Here is a 13,944-nt window from a genome sequence, read left to right as displayed (position 1 = left end):
TGCAGGTCAGTTAAATCAAGGACTTGTGTGTTTTTTGTCGGACGGCTGGGCGGGGCTTGTGACGCTTGCGGTACAACCCGTGTGACACTTTGTACCGCTTGTGGCACAACCTGTGACCGATGGGTCTTGCCAGCATTGCAATGCGTCGATGGCTGGAGGATGCTGGGCCTCAAATGGCCCACAGGTAATCCTCTGTGGCGAGGGAGCTTGCGTGGCGAGGGGGCTTGCCCCCGTTGGGCAGCGAAGCAGCCCCCAAACCATTCACCTCGATTTACCAGATACACCGCATGCTCAGGATTTACGACTGCTGCGCAGCCGAACGGGGGCAAGCCCCCTCGCCACAGGAAGTGGTTATAGGTAGGCACTCACCTATCGGGGAGAATAATAAGAAATGCACGACAACCATTTGAGTCGCCATGCCCAGCAAGTGTTGACCGTGACCCAGGGTAAGTCCCACCTGCACGGTCCCGGCAGCGATCCGTCCATTGCTCGCTCCTGGCTGCGTTGCCTTGAGGACTATCACCTCGACCCGGCCCTGACCATGGCGCCGACGGTGCTGGAACATGGCCGTCTCCTGGAAAGCCGCGAACGCTTGCAGCAAGTGCTGCAGATCGCCGGCAACGAAATGACCAGCCTCCACCAGCAACTCTCCGGCGCCGGCCACGCAGTGTTGCTGACCGACGCTCGCGGGGTGATCCTCAACTGCGTCACCGCGCCCGCCGAACGGAAGATTTTCGAACGCGCCGGCCTTTGGCTTGGCGCCGACTGGAGCGAAGCCTGCGAAGGTACCAACGGCATCGGCACCTGCCTGGTGGAGCGCCAGTCCCTGACCATCCACCAGGACGAACACTTTCGCGGCCGCCACACCGGCCTGACCTGCTCGGCAAGCCCGGTGTTCGACCCTCATGGTGAACTGTTGGCGGTGCTTGACGTGTCTTCGGCGCGTCACGAGGTTTCGCGGCAGAGCCAGTTTCACACCATGGCCCTGGTCAATCTGTCGGCGAAGATGATCGAGAGCTGTTATTTCCTGCGTTACTTCGACAATCAATGGCTGCTGCGTTTTCACTTGCAGGCCGAATCCGTCGGACTGTTCAGCGAAGGGCTGCTGGCGTTCGACGGGGAAGGGCGGATCTGTGCGGTCAACCAGAGCGCGCTGAATTTGCTGGGGCATATTCGTGGCGGCCTGTTGGGCCAGCCGGTGGAGGCGTTTTTCGACTGCTCGCTGAATGAGTTGCTCGGCCGCGCGAGCGCCAATGCCAGCGCCAGTTGGCCGTTGCGCACCCGCGATGGGCGGCGGCTGTTTGCTGTATTGCGTGGGCAGCCGCGCAGCATTCCTGCACCGGTGGTGCAAAGCCCGGCAGTGGCCGAGCGTCCACGGCTGTCGGGTATTTGCCTGGGCGATGCCGCGTTGCAGGAAGACTTCCGCAAGGCCTTGCGGGTGTTCGAACGGGACGTGCCGTTGCTGATCAATGGCGAAACCGGCTCAGGCAAGGAGGCTTTCGCCAAGGCCGTGCATCAGGCCAGTCAACGGGCGGAAAAATCGTTCGTCGCCCTCAATTGCGCGGCGATCCCCGAAAGCCTGATCGAAAGCGAGTTGTTCGGCTATCGCGGCGGCAGCTTCACCGGTGCCCGTAAGGAAGGCATGCGTGGCAAGTTGCAGCAGGCCGATGGCGGGACATTATTCCTGGATGAAATCGGTGACATGCCGCTGAGCATGCAAACCCGGCTATTAAGGGTGCTGGAAGACCGTCAGGTGGTGCCGATTGGCGGCGAGCCGGAATCGGTCAATGTGCGGATCATCAGCGCCACTCACCGTAACCTGCTCGAAAGGGTGCAGGACGGCAGTTTCCGCGAGGATTTGTATTACCGGCTCAATGGGCTGGAAGTCGCATTGCCGGCGTTGCGCGAGCGCACGGATAAATCACAGTTGCTCGACTTCCTGCTGGCTGAAGAGGCGGGCGGGGAGACGGTATTGATTGATGCAGCGGCGCGGCAGGCCTTGCTGGATTTTGCCTGGCCGGGGAACGTGCGGCAGTTGCGCAATGTGCTGCGGACCCTGGCGGCGTTGTGTGACGGCGGTCGGATCGGGTTGGAAGATTTGCCGGCGATGATTCGTCAGGCCCGGCCGGTGACGGTGGCGACGATTGACGAGCCGTCCGAGTATCCGCTGGACGATGCCGAGCGGCTGGCATTGCTCAACGCACTGGAACAGCAGCGCTGGCACATGACCCACACCGCCGAACAGTTGGGCGTGAGCCGCAATACCCTCTATAGAAAGCTGCGCAAACACAGTATCGCCCGTTAGGTTGTGACTGATCGTTCCCACGCTCTGCGTGGGAATGCCTCCCCAGACGCTCTGCGTCCGCTTTTGGGGCGCAGAGCGTCCCTTGGTGCATTCCCACGCAGAGCGTGGGAACGAGCGTGGTTACAGCTAAAGAGTGCGATTTTCCCCTCCCTACGCTAACCTGCGGCCATGTTTTACGAGGTCGACTATGCACATTCATATTCTTGGTATTTGCGGCACTTTCATGGGTTCGATGGCGGTTCTGGCCAAAGAGCTGGGCCATCGCGTGACCGGCTCCGATGCCAACGTCTACCCGCCGATGAGCACTCAGCTGCAAGCCCAGGGCATTGAGTTGACCCAAGGTTACGACCCGGCGCAGCTCGATCCGGCCCCGGACCTGGTGGTGATCGGCAATGCCATGTCCCGCGGCAACCCGGCGGTCGAGTACGTGTTGAACAAAGGCCTGCCGTACGTCTCTGGCCCGCAATGGCTGGCCGATCACGTGCTGCAAGGCCGCTGGGTGCTGGCGGTTGCCGGCACGCACGGCAAGACTACTACCAGCAGCATGCTCGCCTGGGTTCTGGAACACGCCGGTATGAGCCCGGGTTTCCTGATCGGCGGCGTGCCGCAGAATTTCTCGGTGTCGGCGCGTCTGGGCGATACGCCGTTCTTCGTGATTGAAGCCGACGAATACGACAGCGCGTTTTTCGACAAGCGTTCCAAATTCGTTCACTACCGCCCCCGCACGGCGATCCTGAACAATCTGGAGTTCGATCACGCGGACATCTTCCCTGATCTGGCGGCCATTGAGCGACAGTTCCACCATTTGGTGCGGACTATTCCGAGCGAAGGCCTGGTGATCCATCCGACCACCGAGCCGGCCTTGCAGCGCGTGATCGAGATGGGCTGCTGGACCCCGGTGCAAACCACCGGTGCCGGCGGTCAATGGCAGGTCAAACTGCTCAGTGAAGATGGCTCGAAGTTCGAAGTGATGTTCGAAGGCGTCGCTCAAGGCGTGGTCGAGTGGGACATGACCGGTCAACACAACGTCGCCAACGCCTTGGCCACCTTGGCCGCCGCGCGCCACGTCGGCGTCGTGCCGTCGATGGGTATTGCGGCACTGAGCGCGTTCAAGAGCGTGAAGCGCCGGATGGAAAAAGTTGCGGAAGTCCGTGGCATCACCATTTACGACGACTTCGCCCACCACCCGACCGCCATCGCCACCACCCTCGACGGTTTGCGCAAGCGTATCGGCGATGCGCCGCTGATCGCGATCATCGAGCCGCGCTCCAATTCCATGAAGCTCGGTGCTCACCGCGATGGCTTGCCGGAAAGCGTGGTCGATGCCGATCAGGTGATCTGGTATTCGCCGGCCAACCTCGGTTGGGACTTGGGCGCCACGGCGGCGTTGTGCACCGTGCCGTCGATTGTCAGCGATTCGCTGGAAGGCATCATCGAGCGGGTGAAGAGCCAGGCCCAGCCCGGCACGCACGTGGTGATCATGAGCAACGGCGGCTTCGGCGGCCTGCACGGCAAACTGGCCGAGGCGCTGCAATGAACAATGGTCCGGAACGCATCACGCTGGCGATGACCGGCGCTTCGGGCGCTCAGTACGGCTTGCGCCTGCTCGACTGCCTGGTGCGTGAAGACCGCGAGGTGCACTTCCTGATTTCCAAGGCCGCGCAACTGGTGATGGCCACCGAGACCGATGTCTCGCTGCCGTCCAAGCCGCAGATGATGCAAGCCTTCCTCACTGAATACACCGGTGCCGCCGCCGGGCAGATTCGGGTGTACGGCAAGGAAGACTGGATGTCGCCGGTGGCATCGGGTTCCGGCTCGCCAGCGGCGATGGTGGTGGTGCCGTGTTCCACCGGGACCTTGTCGGCGATCGCGACCGGGGCCTGCAACAACTTGATCGAGCGGGCGGCCGACGTGACGTTGAAGGAGCGCCGCCAGCTGATTCTGGTACCGCGCGAGGCGCCGTATTCGAGCATTCATCTGGAAAATATGCTCAAGCTGTCGAACATGGGCGTGACGATTCTGCCGGCATCGCCAGGCTTCTATCATCAGCCGCAAACCATTGATGACTTGATCGACTTTGTCGTGGCGCGAATTCTCAATCTGCTGAACATTCCGCAAGACATGCTGCCGCGCTGGGGTGAACACCATTTGAGCAGTGATGAATAAGCTGCTGATCATCCTGCTGACGGTGCAACTGGCGGGCTGCGCCACGGCGCGCACCCTTGATGCCGCCAAACCTGGGGCGCCGGTGGTGTATTCGGGGACGCGTCTGGATTTGTATGCCATGAACGGCGGTTGCTGCGCCAAGGACAGATTTGGCGCAGAAGCGCCGAGTTATCCCGGTGTTGATCTGCCGGCCAGTGCGTTGCTCGACACGCTGCTGTTGCCGTTGTCATTGTTGACGGTTTTAGGTGTTGGGTTTCAGGCGACCGGAGGGTTGTAAGGGTAGCTGCTCCCCCTCGCCGTCCGATGTCGACCTGAAATTACTTGCCTAACTTGCGCAACTCATCCGACTCGACAATCCGTACGCCATCCTGCTCTTCCAGTGCCAGGCGCCACATGGCGCGGGCCAGTTGGCAGGCTTCGATGCCGTGGTATTTGCCCGGAATCAATTTCGACAACGGACCGGCAACCCGTTCGGCCAGTCGCGGCTCGGCGCGATCGCCCAGCAACAGCGAAGGCCGGCAGATGGTCAGCTGCGGCCAATTCTGCGCACGCAATGCGTGTTCCATCTCGCCTTTAACCCGGTTATAGAAAATCGGCGATCTGCGGTCGGCCCCCAAGGCACTGATCACGATCAGGTGCCGTGCGCCCATTTCCCGGGCACGTTTGGCGAAGGCCACGACCATGTCCAGGTCCACCGCGCGAAACGCTTCCTCGGAGCCGGCTTGCTTGATCGTGGTGCCGAGGCAGCAGTAGGCGACGTCGACGCGACCGTTCAATTGCGGCAGAAACTCCGTCGGGTCACCAACCGGGTTTTCCAGGTGAGGGTGTTCGGCCAGTGGCCGGCGTGAGGGGGCTAATACGCGTGCAATCGTTGGCTCGTTGAGCAGACGGTCAAGCAAATGTTCACCGGTTAACCCGGTAGCTCCGGCAAGCAATACATGCTGAGGCGTCAAGTACATAATAATTCCCCCTTGATACTATTCAGCTTAGTTGCTCTTTTCATCCTTGCTGATAGAGACACTTTGCAGCGCCTTTCGTGCCTGCTGCTTGCGTAACAATTGCCAGTGGGCGAGCACGGCTTTCGGCGCCCAGATCTGTGGTTCGGAGGCTTCGAAGCTGTCGGCCAGCTCACGCTCGGCCACGGTGGCGCTGGCCCGTTTGAAGGCTTGCTCCAGATCGTCGGTCTGGTTCAGCGCCTGGGCAAACAAGGCATCGCCGAAATAAGTGAAGTTGGCTTCTTCCGAACACCCGAAGGACACCCGGTCGGCGCGCGAGGCGGTCATGATCAGGGTGTGTTCATCCTTGAGGGCAGGGATGAAGCCGCCGGAATAACAGGACGAAATCACGATAATCTTGTCGCGCTTCTTCAGGGGCGCGAGGACGGCGGCGAGTTCGTCGGCCGGCAGGTCGGCCAGTTCCATGCGTGGCTGGTCGAGTACCAGCTCGTGTTCACTGGAGCCATGGCTGGTCAGGTAAATGAACAGCAAGTCTTCCGGGCCACTGCGCTCGGCCAGGGTCTGGGCGGCGCGGCGAAGGTTTTCCCGGGTGGCCATCGGCCGGTCGCCGAGGTGGTCGCGATGGTTGACCAGGCGAATCTGGCCGAAAGCGCCGAAACGGCTGGCGAGCATGTTGGCGACGTAGTCGGATTCGCGCAGGAACACGCTCTGCTTGCCGTCACCGCCCAGGGTCAAGGTGTACAGTTCGACCGCCGGAGTCGAGGCTGGCACATTGGCCAGGGCTTCGTCGAGCAAGCGGCCCTGGGCCAGCAAGCCGAGTTCCAGGGTGTCGGGCAGCAGCTTGCCGTCGGCGTCGCGCACGCGCTGGCTGTTGATCCAGGTGCCGCTCAGCACCGTGCCATCGGTCAGCACCAGCGTGCCTTTGCCCTGATAGTTGTCGCCGTCGAACTGACCGATATAGAAACTGCCATCGGCCAGGTTCAAGCGGCCCTGGCCGGTGAAGCGCCAGTCGCTGAACTGACCGATGTAGTGACTGCCATCGGCGCCGATCAACTCGCCCTTGCCGTTCAGCACGCCTTCCTTGAACTGACCGATCCAGACATCGCCATCGGCGTTTTCGTAGCGGCCCTTGCCATGCAGTTGATTGTTCTTGAACCCACCGACGTAGATATCGCCATCGGCGCTGTTGAAAGTACCGTTGCCTTCCAGTTGGCCGTCGACGAAATGCCCGGTGAACTGATTGCCGCTGGCATCGCTGCGCTGGCCTTCGCCGTTGGGTTTGCCGTGGGCGAACTGACCCTGGTACTGGCTGCCGTCTTCGAGTTCCAGACGACCGAGCCCTGAATATTGGTCGGCCTTGAATTCGCCGCGATAGGTCATGGCGTTTTCTTTGAGGGTGCCTTCACCGTCCCGTCGACCGGCCTTGAAACCGCCGGTGTAGCTGCTGCCGGTGGTGGTCAGCGTGCCCTGACCGTCGAACAGCCCCTGCTGGAACTGCCCGCGATAGACCTCGCCGTTGCTGCCGTGCCATTCGCCCTGGCCATGCCATTGGCCTTTGTCGAAGTGACCGGCGTACCAACTGCCGTTCGGGTAATCGATGCGACCCTCGCCTTGCAGCAAGCCGTTGACCAGATCACCACGATAGCGTCCGCCGTCCGGCAGGCGGGCGTCGGGGGGCAACAGCGATTCGCCATCGCCGCAAGCGGTGAGCATCAGGGTCAGGGCAAGGAGTGCAAGTGAGCGCATAGCGGGATCCGGGCAATTAGGCGACGGAGTATGCCGCAGCTATGTGTCGCATTTATAGAGACACGGCACAGACACAGCGCGAAACAGCATGAGCTGCTTCGCAATCAGGCATGTGTCAGACGAAGCAGAGGGACAGTGGCTCGGCGATATAGGCCGGCTTGTCCGATCCTTCGATTTCAAGCGTAGCGGTGGCCTTGAGCAGCCATTGGCCGGGTTTCTTCTCGGTGACGTCGTTCATGTCGACCTTGAGTCGAACCCTGGAATTAACCTTCACAGGCTGGATGAAACGCACGCTGTCCAGGCCATAGTTGACCACCATCTTCGCGCCTTCGGGCAGGATGAGGATGTCTTCCATCAGTTTGGGGATCAGCGACAACGACAGGAAACCATGGGCGATGGTGCTGCCAAAAGGCGTTTGCGCGGCTTTGACCGGGTCGACATGGATGAACTGATAATCGCCTGTGGCTTCTGCGAACAGGTTGATGCGTTCCTGGTCGATGGTGAGCCATTGGGAACATCCGAGTTCCTTGCCGACATAATCTTTGAGCTCTGCAACTGGAACATAGGGCATTGAGACTCTCCTTGGGTTCATCGGATTTATAGTTTTTCGAGTGGGGGCTTGACCTCCCTGCGAACCACTTTAGATCAACATGACAAATTGCTCCGGTCAACTGACCATGCTTTTGGCGAATGCCGACTCATAGCGTGCTTATAATGTCAGGCCCCTTCTTGGTTGGGGGAGAGCGCGGGAGAGGATGGATGTTGTTACGTGGCCTGACCTGGCTGGTGCTGTTTCAATTGCTCGGCACAGCCCTAAATCATCTGTTTTTGCCGGTGCTGCCGGGGCCGATCATTGGCCTGCTGTTGCTGCTGGGGTATCTGATCAGCCGCGGTCAAGTCGGCGAACCGCTGAACCTTGCGGCCAGCAGCCTGTTGCGTTATTTGCCGTTGCTGCTGGTGCCGCCGGCCGTGGGCGTGATGGTCTACGCCACTGACATTGCCGCGGATTTCTGGGCGATCACCGGTGCGCTGGTGTTGTCGCTGGTGCTGTCGATGGCCTTCGCCGGAGTGCTGATGCAGCGCCTGGTCAAGCGTCACACCCATTCCGAGGACAGCCAATGATGTTCGATTGGCACGGCGCCTGGGCGTCGGTGATTCATCATCCGCTGTTCGGCATCGGCATTACGCTGGGCGCGTATCAATTGGTGCTGGCGGCGTTCGAGAAAACCCGCTGGATTTTTCTGCAACCGGTGCTGGTCTCCATGCTGCTGGTCATCGGCGTGCTGGTCAGTTGCGGCCTGAGTTACGTTGAGTACCGCAAGAGCACCGAGATCCTCAGTATCTTGCTCGGGCCGGCCACTGTTGCGCTGGCGGTGCCGCTGTACCTCAACCTGCGGCGGATTCGACAGTTGTTCTGGCCGATATTTACTACGCTGGTGATAGGTGGCGTGGTCGCCACGGGCATGGGTGTGCTGCTGGGGTGGTGGTTCGGCGCCGAACACATGATCCTGATGACCATGGCCCCCAAGTCGGTGACTTCGCCGATAGCCATGCTGGTGGCCGAGCAGATTGGTGGTGTCGCGGCACTGGCGGCGGTGTTCGTGTTGATCACCGGAGTGATCGGGGCGATCTTCGGGCCGAGTCTTTTGACCCGTCTCGGTGTCCACAGCCCGGAGGCCCGCGGTATGGCCCTGGGCATGACCGCCCACGCGGTCGGCACGGCGGTGGCCATGCAGGAAAGTGAGGAGTGCGGCGCCTTCGCGGCGCTGGCGATGAGTCTGATGGGCGTGGCCACGGCGGTGTTCCTGCCGTTGGCGGTGTCGATGGTGGTGTAAGGAAATGTCTATGAGTCTGCCGCTTTTCCCGCTGAACACAGTGCTGTTTCCGGACTGCATCCTCGACTTGCAGATATTCGAGGCGCGCTACCTGGACATGATCGGTCGCTGCATGAAACAGGGCAGCGGCTTCGGCGTGGTGTGCATTCTCGAGGGCGAAGAAGTCGGCATCGCCCCTGAAGGCTACGCGCGGGTGGGGTGCGAGGCGCAGATCACCGATTTTCATCAGCAGGACAACGGCCTGCTGGGCATTCGGGTAAAGGGCGGGCGGCGTTTCCACGTGGTGCGCACCGAGGTGCAGCGCGACCAGTTGATCGTCGCCGAAGTCGAGTGGCTCAAAGATGAGCCTGAACAACCGTTACAGGATGAAGACGCCGATCTGGTGGCGCTGCTCAAGGCCTTGGCGGAACACCCGATGGTCGAAGCACTGAGCATGGGCTCCGAAGCGACGGGGCAACAGTCGCTGGCCAATCAGCTGGCGTATCTGTTGCCGTTTTCCGAGGCGGACAAGATTGACCTGCTGCAACTCGATGATCCGCAGCAACGGCTGGATGCGATTCAGGCGTTGCTGGATGAATTGCAGGGTGAATTGTTTGCCTGATGTCCGCTGAAAGATCGCAGCTGTTACAGGTGCGATCTTTCAATCCTCAATACGCATACCGCAACAAAGCATGCGGCAAATGCCGCAACACAAAGAAGCCGAACAACGCCACCAACGACGGCAACACCAGCCACCAGACCTTGGGTGGCATGGCGTTGAGCGGCACCTGGCGTTGCGTCAGCCACAGGCTCGCCGCACACACGCATGCCGCCAGCATCGCGCCGGCCAGCACATCAGTCGGCCAATGCGCCCCCAGATATACCCGCGACAGGGCAATCGCCAGCGCCGGTAAACAACCCAGCAGTAACCAGGTCAGGCGCATCCGCGGCGGCTGACCGCGACCGGCCAGCACAGCGAGGGTTAGAAACAACGCAAAGGAACCCGAGGCATGGCCGCTGGGCATACTGTAGCTGGTCAACGGATCGCTCAGCACTTCCGGGCGAATGCGGGCGAAAAAGTGCTTGGTTGCCGTGTTGCCCAGCGCGGTGAAAAGCAACGTGCTGCCGGCGAAGATCGCGTGCCGCCATTGTCGCGTCAGCAACAGCAGGGCCGTCAACAGGGCGCTGATCATAAACATGTTGCGGAATTCGCCGATCAGCGTGAACACCACCGCCACTTCATCGAGCGTCGGGCTGCGGTGTTCCTGCACCAGGGTCATCAGCCCTTGGTCGAGGGCCGTCAGGTGCGGATAGCCGATGAACAGTCCCGCCAGAATTAGAAAACTCATGCCGGTGATCAGCATCGTCGCCTTGCGATGGCGGCGCATGCTGCTGGTAATGCTCAAGCCCACCATGACGGCGATGCTGCCGGCAACGATCCCGGCCTCGGGCCAGAACCCTTCGGGCAATGGCAAGCGAATCGCCGCGCCGGTGGCCCAGCCGGGCAGCAGATAGGCAACGCTCCAGCCCGCGGCGGCCAACAGGCTGACGGCGGCGAAGCGGGGGAAGGGCATATCGAACATACCTGCGACCATCGGCAGCATTGGTCGCAACGGGCCGATAAAGCGTCCGACTAACAGGCTGGCAATGCCGTAACGCTGGAAATAGGCTTCGGCCCCGGCGATCCATTCCGGATGATGGCGCAACCCCGGCAGGCGCCGGATGTTCTGGTGGAAATGTCGCCCCAGGAAATACGAAACGATGTCGCCCAGCACGCCGCCGAGGAAACCCAGCAGCAATGTTTCACCCAGCGACAGCGCGCCACTGCCGGCCAGTACTGCCACGGCAAACAACAACACCGTACCGGGTACGATCAGTCCGGCAATCGCCAGGCACTCCACACACGCCACTACGAACACTGCCATGGCCAGCCACTGCGGATTGACCGTCAGCCAACCGGTCACGCTATCGAGCCATGGGCCCATAAAAACAACTCCATCGAATGTTCACTTGGCCTCAAAGGGACGAATCTCCCAAATGCTAAAGGACCGCTACCACTGGGATTCCCGTTTGCCCGGGCACGTTTCAAGTCAGCAAAAAATAATCGCGCCCTTCGACCTGACCCCGACGCATCGGATTGCGAGTGCAGTACGGCGCGTAAGCCGCATCGACGAAACGGTACATTAAATGTTCGTCGCGCCCCTGGGGGATGCCCAGGCGTGTGGTCTGGATGATGTGGCCGGGCGCAGGCCCGATGTCTTCCACCAGCAGCACTTCATGGTCAAAACGCTTGGCGTCCCAGACCGGCACCTTCAGGCCTAGTGCCTTGCACAGCAACGTCTGTCCGGCGCACAGCTTTTGTGAGGGGCGAGGGCGGCCCTGGGCGTCGGGATTGTTCAGCAGCATTTGCGCCAGGCTGGCTGGCCCGCTCAGTTCATCGACCCATGGATAGGCGGATTTGATCAGCACCGCATTGCCCGGACCTTGGGCACTGAAGTTCAGGGAATCGCCGCCGCGGGCGTAATACATATAGATGTGGCCGCCATCCAGAAACAAAGCCTTACGCTTTTCTGTGTAACCCAGGGAGGCGTGGCTACCCTTTTCTTCGCAGTAATAGGCTTCGGTCTCGATAATCCGGGCGCTGAGCCACAGGTCGTCGACCCGGTGACGGATGATTTTGCCCAGCAGGTCCCGGGCCAGCGTTTGGGCGTCGCGGTCGAAAAATGCATCCGGCAGCGCCTTGGGCGGGCGGGTTTCGGACGCACGAACAGTCAGGTTAGTCATGATGAACAGCGTTTATCAGGGCTGATTGAGTCGTGATGATAACAATATGCAACTTAATCACGGCTGAACGTCGGCAAATTGCCCTCCATTTCGACCATCCGCCCGTCACCGCTGTTAGTCGGGGGGCGCGACAGCTATAATCTGCCGCTTTATTCTTTACCAAGCCTAGCAAAGACCATTACAGACCATGACTGAGTCCGTTCTTGACTACATGACCCGTTTGGGTCGCGCCGCCCGCGAAGCTTCCCGCGTGATCGGCCGTGCCAGCACCGCGCAGAAAAACCGCGCCTTGCAGGCGGCCGCCAATGCGCTGGATGCTGCGCGCGCCGAGCTGACCGCAGCCAATGAACTGGATTTGGCCGCTGGCCGCACCAATGGTCTTGAGCCGGCCCTGCTGGAACGCCTGGCGCTGACTCCGGCGCGCATCGACGGCATGATCGTCGGTTTGCGTCAGGTCGCGGCCTTGCCGGACCCGGTCGGCGCGATCCGCGACATGAGTTACCGGCCGTCGGGCATTCAGGTCGGCAAGATGCGCGTGCCGTTGGGCGTGATCGGGATCATCTACGAATCCCGGCCGAACGTGACCATCGATGCTGCCAGCCTGTGCCTGAAGTCCGGCAACGCGACCATCCTGCGTGGCGGCTCCGAAGCGATTCACTCCAACCGCGCCATTGCCGCCTGCATCCAGCGCGGCCTGGCCGAGGCCGATCTGCCGGCCGCGGTGGTGCAAGTGGTCGAAACCACCGACCGTGCCGCCGTCGGCGCGCTGATCACCATGCCCGAATACGTCGACGTCATCGTGCCCCGTGGCGGCCGTGGCCTGATCGAACGGGTCAGCCGCGATGCCCGCGTGCCCGTCATCAAGCACCTGGACGGCATCTGTCACGTCTACGTCAGTGCCCACGCCGATCTGCCGAAAGCCCAGCGCATCGCATTCAACGCCAAGACTTACCGTTACGGCATCTGCGGCGCGATGGAAACCCTGTTGGTCGATCAAACCGTCGCCAAAGAGTTTCTGCCAGCGATGGCTGCCCAGTTCCGCGAAAAAGGCGTCGAACTGCGCGGTTGTGAGCGCACCCGGGCGATCATCGAGGCCGTCGCGGCCACCGAAGAAGACTGGACCACCGAATACCTGGCGCCGATCCTCTCGATCCGCGTGGTCGACGGGCTGGACCAGGCCATCGAGCACATCAACCAGTACGGCTCCCATCACACCGACTCGATCGTCAGCGAAAACCTGGCCGACACCCGGCGTTTCGTGGCTGAAGTCGATTCGTCCTCGGTGATGATCAACACCCCGACCTGCTTCGCCGATGGCTTCGAATACGGATTGGGTGCCGAGATTGGCATTTCTACTGATAAGCTGCACGCCCGCGGCCCGGTGGGCCTCGAAGGTCTGACCTGCGAGAAGTACATCGTGGTCGGTGACGGTCAGCTGCGCGGCCAGGAGTCGCTCTGACTTGGGCGACCTTGACCCGTCAGCCCCAGTGACCGCCAGCGAGCCCCGGCCTCGACGCATTGGCGTACTGGGCGGGACCTTCGACCCGGTGCACATCGGCCATTTGCGCGGTGCGCTGGAAGTCGCCGAATCGCTGGCTCTCGATGAGTTGCGTCTGACACCCAGTGCCAGGCCGCCCCATCGGGACAAGCCGCAGGTATCGGCGAAGGACCGTCTGGCGATGGTCAAGTGCGCGGTGGCCGGTGTGGCACCGTTGGTGGTGGATGCCCGCGAATTGCAGCGGGACAAGCCGTCCTACACCATCGACACCCTGGAACTGATGCGCGCCGAACTTGCCGCGTCAGACCAGGTTTTTCTACTTTTGGGCTGGGACGCATTTTGCGGCCTGCCCACTTGGCACCGCTGGGAAGAGTTGCTCCAGCATTGCCACATCCTGGTGCTGCAACGCCCGGATGCCGACAGCGAACCGCCGGATGCCTTGCGCAACCTGCTGGCAGCACGTTCGGTGAGCGACCCGCTGGCCCTCAAAGGGCCGAGCGGACAGATTGCATTCGTCTGGCAGACACCGCTCGCGGTATCCGCCACCCAGATCCGTCAACTGCTGGCCAGCGGTAAGTCGGTACGTTTCCTGGTGCCCGACGCGGTCCTGGCCTACATCGATGCGCACGGACTTTACCGTGCGTCGAACTGAAAAAGGGCGCGCTTCAAGGCACG

At 61.4% G+C, this 13,944-nt stretch carries 14 protein-coding genes; 9 read left to right on the top strand and 5 right to left on the bottom strand.

Going from position 1 to position 13,944, the window contains the following annotated elements:
* Positions 1-391: 391 nt before the first annotated feature.
* The 4 genes from PSH69_RS26335 (at position 392) to PSH69_RS26320 (ending at position 4,748) form a co-directional block, all read left to right on the top strand.
* Positions 392-2,305 (top strand): sigma-54-dependent Fis family transcriptional regulator, encoded by a 1,914-nt coding sequence (locus PSH69_RS26335; protein ID WP_305410255.1) that lies wholly within the window; start codon positions 392-394, stop codon positions 2,303-2,305.
* A 187-nt stretch (positions 2,306-2,492) separates the two neighbouring features.
* Positions 2,493-3,842 carry a UDP-N-acetylmuramate:L-alanyl-gamma-D-glutamyl-meso-diaminopimelate ligase gene (gene mpl, locus PSH69_RS26330; RefSeq protein ID WP_019581356.1) on the top strand — a complete coding sequence of 450 codons (1,350 nt, stop codon included), beginning with the start codon at positions 2,493-2,495 and terminating at the stop codon, positions 3,840-3,842.
* Positions 3,839-4,471 carry a flavin prenyltransferase UbiX gene (ubiX, locus tag PSH69_RS26325; protein ID WP_030129554.1) on the top strand — a complete coding sequence of 211 codons (633 nt, stop codon included), beginning with the start codon at positions 3,839-3,841 and terminating at the stop codon, positions 4,469-4,471. Before mpl ends, ubiX begins: the two co-directional genes overlap by 4 nt.
* Positions 4,464-4,748, top strand: a complete 285-nt coding sequence (locus tag PSH69_RS26320) for a YceK/YidQ family lipoprotein (RefSeq protein WP_305410254.1) — start codon at positions 4,464-4,466, stop codon at positions 4,746-4,748. Before ubiX ends, PSH69_RS26320 begins: the two co-directional genes overlap by 8 nt.
* 40 nt (positions 4,749-4,788) lie before the next feature.
* Here PSH69_RS26320 and PSH69_RS26315 read toward each other — a convergent pair whose 3' ends face one another.
* From PSH69_RS26315 to PSH69_RS26305, 3 genes are all read right to left on the bottom strand, one after another.
* On the bottom strand, positions 4,789-5,430 hold the full coding sequence (locus tag PSH69_RS26315) for an oxidoreductase (protein WP_018925742.1): 642 nt from the start codon (positions 5,428-5,430) through the stop codon (positions 4,789-4,791).
* A gap of 27 nt (positions 5,431-5,457) precedes the next feature.
* Complete coding sequence (locus PSH69_RS26310) at positions 5,458-7,173, bottom strand: C13 family peptidase (RefSeq protein WP_018925743.1); 1,716 nt, start codon at positions 7,171-7,173, stop codon at positions 5,458-5,460.
* Between the two features lie 115 nt (positions 7,174-7,288).
* Positions 7,289-7,744 (bottom strand): MaoC family dehydratase, encoded by a 456-nt coding sequence (locus tag PSH69_RS26305; protein WP_018925744.1) that lies wholly within the window; start codon positions 7,742-7,744, stop codon positions 7,289-7,291.
* Between the two features lie 188 nt (positions 7,745-7,932).
* Between PSH69_RS26305 and PSH69_RS26300 the strand changes: the two genes are divergently transcribed.
* From PSH69_RS26300 to PSH69_RS26290, 3 genes are read left to right on the top strand one after another with little or no spacing between them, the layout of a single operon-like run.
* Complete coding sequence (locus PSH69_RS26300) at positions 7,933-8,295, top strand: CidA/LrgA family protein (RefSeq protein ID WP_019650884.1); 363 nt, start codon at positions 7,933-7,935, stop codon at positions 8,293-8,295.
* Complete coding sequence (locus PSH69_RS26295) at positions 8,292-9,008, top strand: LrgB family protein (protein WP_018925746.1); 717 nt, start codon at positions 8,292-8,294, stop codon at positions 9,006-9,008. The genes PSH69_RS26300 and PSH69_RS26295 overlap by 4 nt, the downstream gene beginning before the upstream one ends.
* A gap of 10 nt (positions 9,009-9,018) precedes the next feature.
* Entirely contained in the window at positions 9,019-9,609 is a 591-nt protein-coding gene (locus PSH69_RS26290; protein ID WP_305410253.1) for an LON peptidase substrate-binding domain-containing protein, read from the top strand.
* Between the two features lie 46 nt (positions 9,610-9,655).
* Here the strand turns inward: PSH69_RS26290 and PSH69_RS26285 are convergent, their stop codons facing one another.
* The gene (locus tag PSH69_RS26285; RefSeq protein WP_305410252.1) at positions 9,656-10,972 is read right to left on the bottom strand and encodes a bifunctional DedA family/phosphatase PAP2 family protein; all 1,317 of its coding nucleotides are present in this window, start codon (positions 10,970-10,972) and stop codon (positions 9,656-9,658) included.
* A gap of 100 nt (positions 10,973-11,072) precedes the next feature.
* Positions 11,073-11,771 (bottom strand): DNA-3-methyladenine glycosylase, encoded by a 699-nt coding sequence (locus PSH69_RS26280; RefSeq protein ID WP_064620614.1) that lies wholly within the window; start codon positions 11,769-11,771, stop codon positions 11,073-11,075.
* A gap of 187 nt (positions 11,772-11,958) precedes the next feature.
* Between PSH69_RS26280 and PSH69_RS26275 the strand changes: the two genes are divergently transcribed.
* Positions 11,959-13,230: a glutamate-5-semialdehyde dehydrogenase gene (locus PSH69_RS26275; protein WP_305410251.1), complete on the top strand. Its 1,272-nt coding sequence runs from the start codon at positions 11,959-11,961 to the stop codon at positions 13,228-13,230.
* A gap of 1 nt (position 13,231) precedes the next feature.
* A complete protein-coding gene (gene nadD, locus PSH69_RS26270; RefSeq protein ID WP_018925751.1) occupies positions 13,232-13,921 on the top strand; it encodes a nicotinate-nucleotide adenylyltransferase in 690 nt (229 codons plus the stop codon).
* Positions 13,922-13,944 lie beyond the last annotated feature (23 nt).

It is taken from the genome of Pseudomonas sp. FP1740, assembly GCF_030687165.1.
In the GTDB taxonomy this organism is placed as follows: Bacteria; Pseudomonadota; Gammaproteobacteria; order Pseudomonadales; family Pseudomonadaceae; genus Aquipseudomonas.
This window is presented reverse-complemented; position numbering and strand designations above follow the sequence as displayed.

What these genes read in the sequence shown, in the direction of transcription:
- PSH69_RS26335 (WP_305410255.1), top strand. Translation starts at nt 392, where the DNA reads ATGCACGACAACCATTTGAGTCGCCATGCCCAGCAAGTGTTGACCGTG.
- mpl (WP_019581356.1), top strand. Translation starts at nt 2,493, where the DNA reads ATGCACATTCATATTCTTGGTATTTGCGGCACTTTCATGGGTTCGATG.
- ubiX (WP_030129554.1), top strand. Translation starts at nt 3,839, where the DNA reads ATGAACAATGGTCCGGAACGCATCACGCTGGCGATGACCGGCGCTTCG.
- PSH69_RS26320 (WP_305410254.1), top strand. Translation starts at nt 4,464, where the DNA reads ATGAATAAGCTGCTGATCATCCTGCTGACGGTGCAACTGGCGGGCTGC.
- PSH69_RS26315 (WP_018925742.1), bottom strand. Translation starts at nt 5,430, where the DNA reads ATGTACTTGACGCCTCAGCATGTATTGCTTGCCGGAGCTACCGGGTTA.
- PSH69_RS26310 (WP_018925743.1), bottom strand. Translation starts at nt 7,173, where the DNA reads ATGCGCTCACTTGCACTCCTTGCCCTGACCCTGATGCTCACCGCTTGC.
- PSH69_RS26305 (WP_018925744.1), bottom strand. Translation starts at nt 7,744, where the DNA reads ATGCCCTATGTTCCAGTTGCAGAGCTCAAAGATTATGTCGGCAAGGAA.
- PSH69_RS26300 (WP_019650884.1), top strand. Translation starts at nt 7,933, where the DNA reads ATGTTGTTACGTGGCCTGACCTGGCTGGTGCTGTTTCAATTGCTCGGC.
- PSH69_RS26295 (WP_018925746.1), top strand. Translation starts at nt 8,292, where the DNA reads ATGATGTTCGATTGGCACGGCGCCTGGGCGTCGGTGATTCATCATCCG.
- PSH69_RS26290 (WP_305410253.1), top strand. Translation starts at nt 9,019, where the DNA reads ATGAGTCTGCCGCTTTTCCCGCTGAACACAGTGCTGTTTCCGGACTGC.
- PSH69_RS26285 (WP_305410252.1), bottom strand. Translation starts at nt 10,972, where the DNA reads ATGGGCCCATGGCTCGATAGCGTGACCGGTTGGCTGACGGTCAATCCG.
- PSH69_RS26280 (WP_064620614.1), bottom strand. Translation starts at nt 11,771, where the DNA reads ATGACTAACCTGACTGTTCGTGCGTCCGAAACCCGCCCGCCCAAGGCG.
- PSH69_RS26275 (WP_305410251.1), top strand. Translation starts at nt 11,959, where the DNA reads ATGACTGAGTCCGTTCTTGACTACATGACCCGTTTGGGTCGCGCCGCC.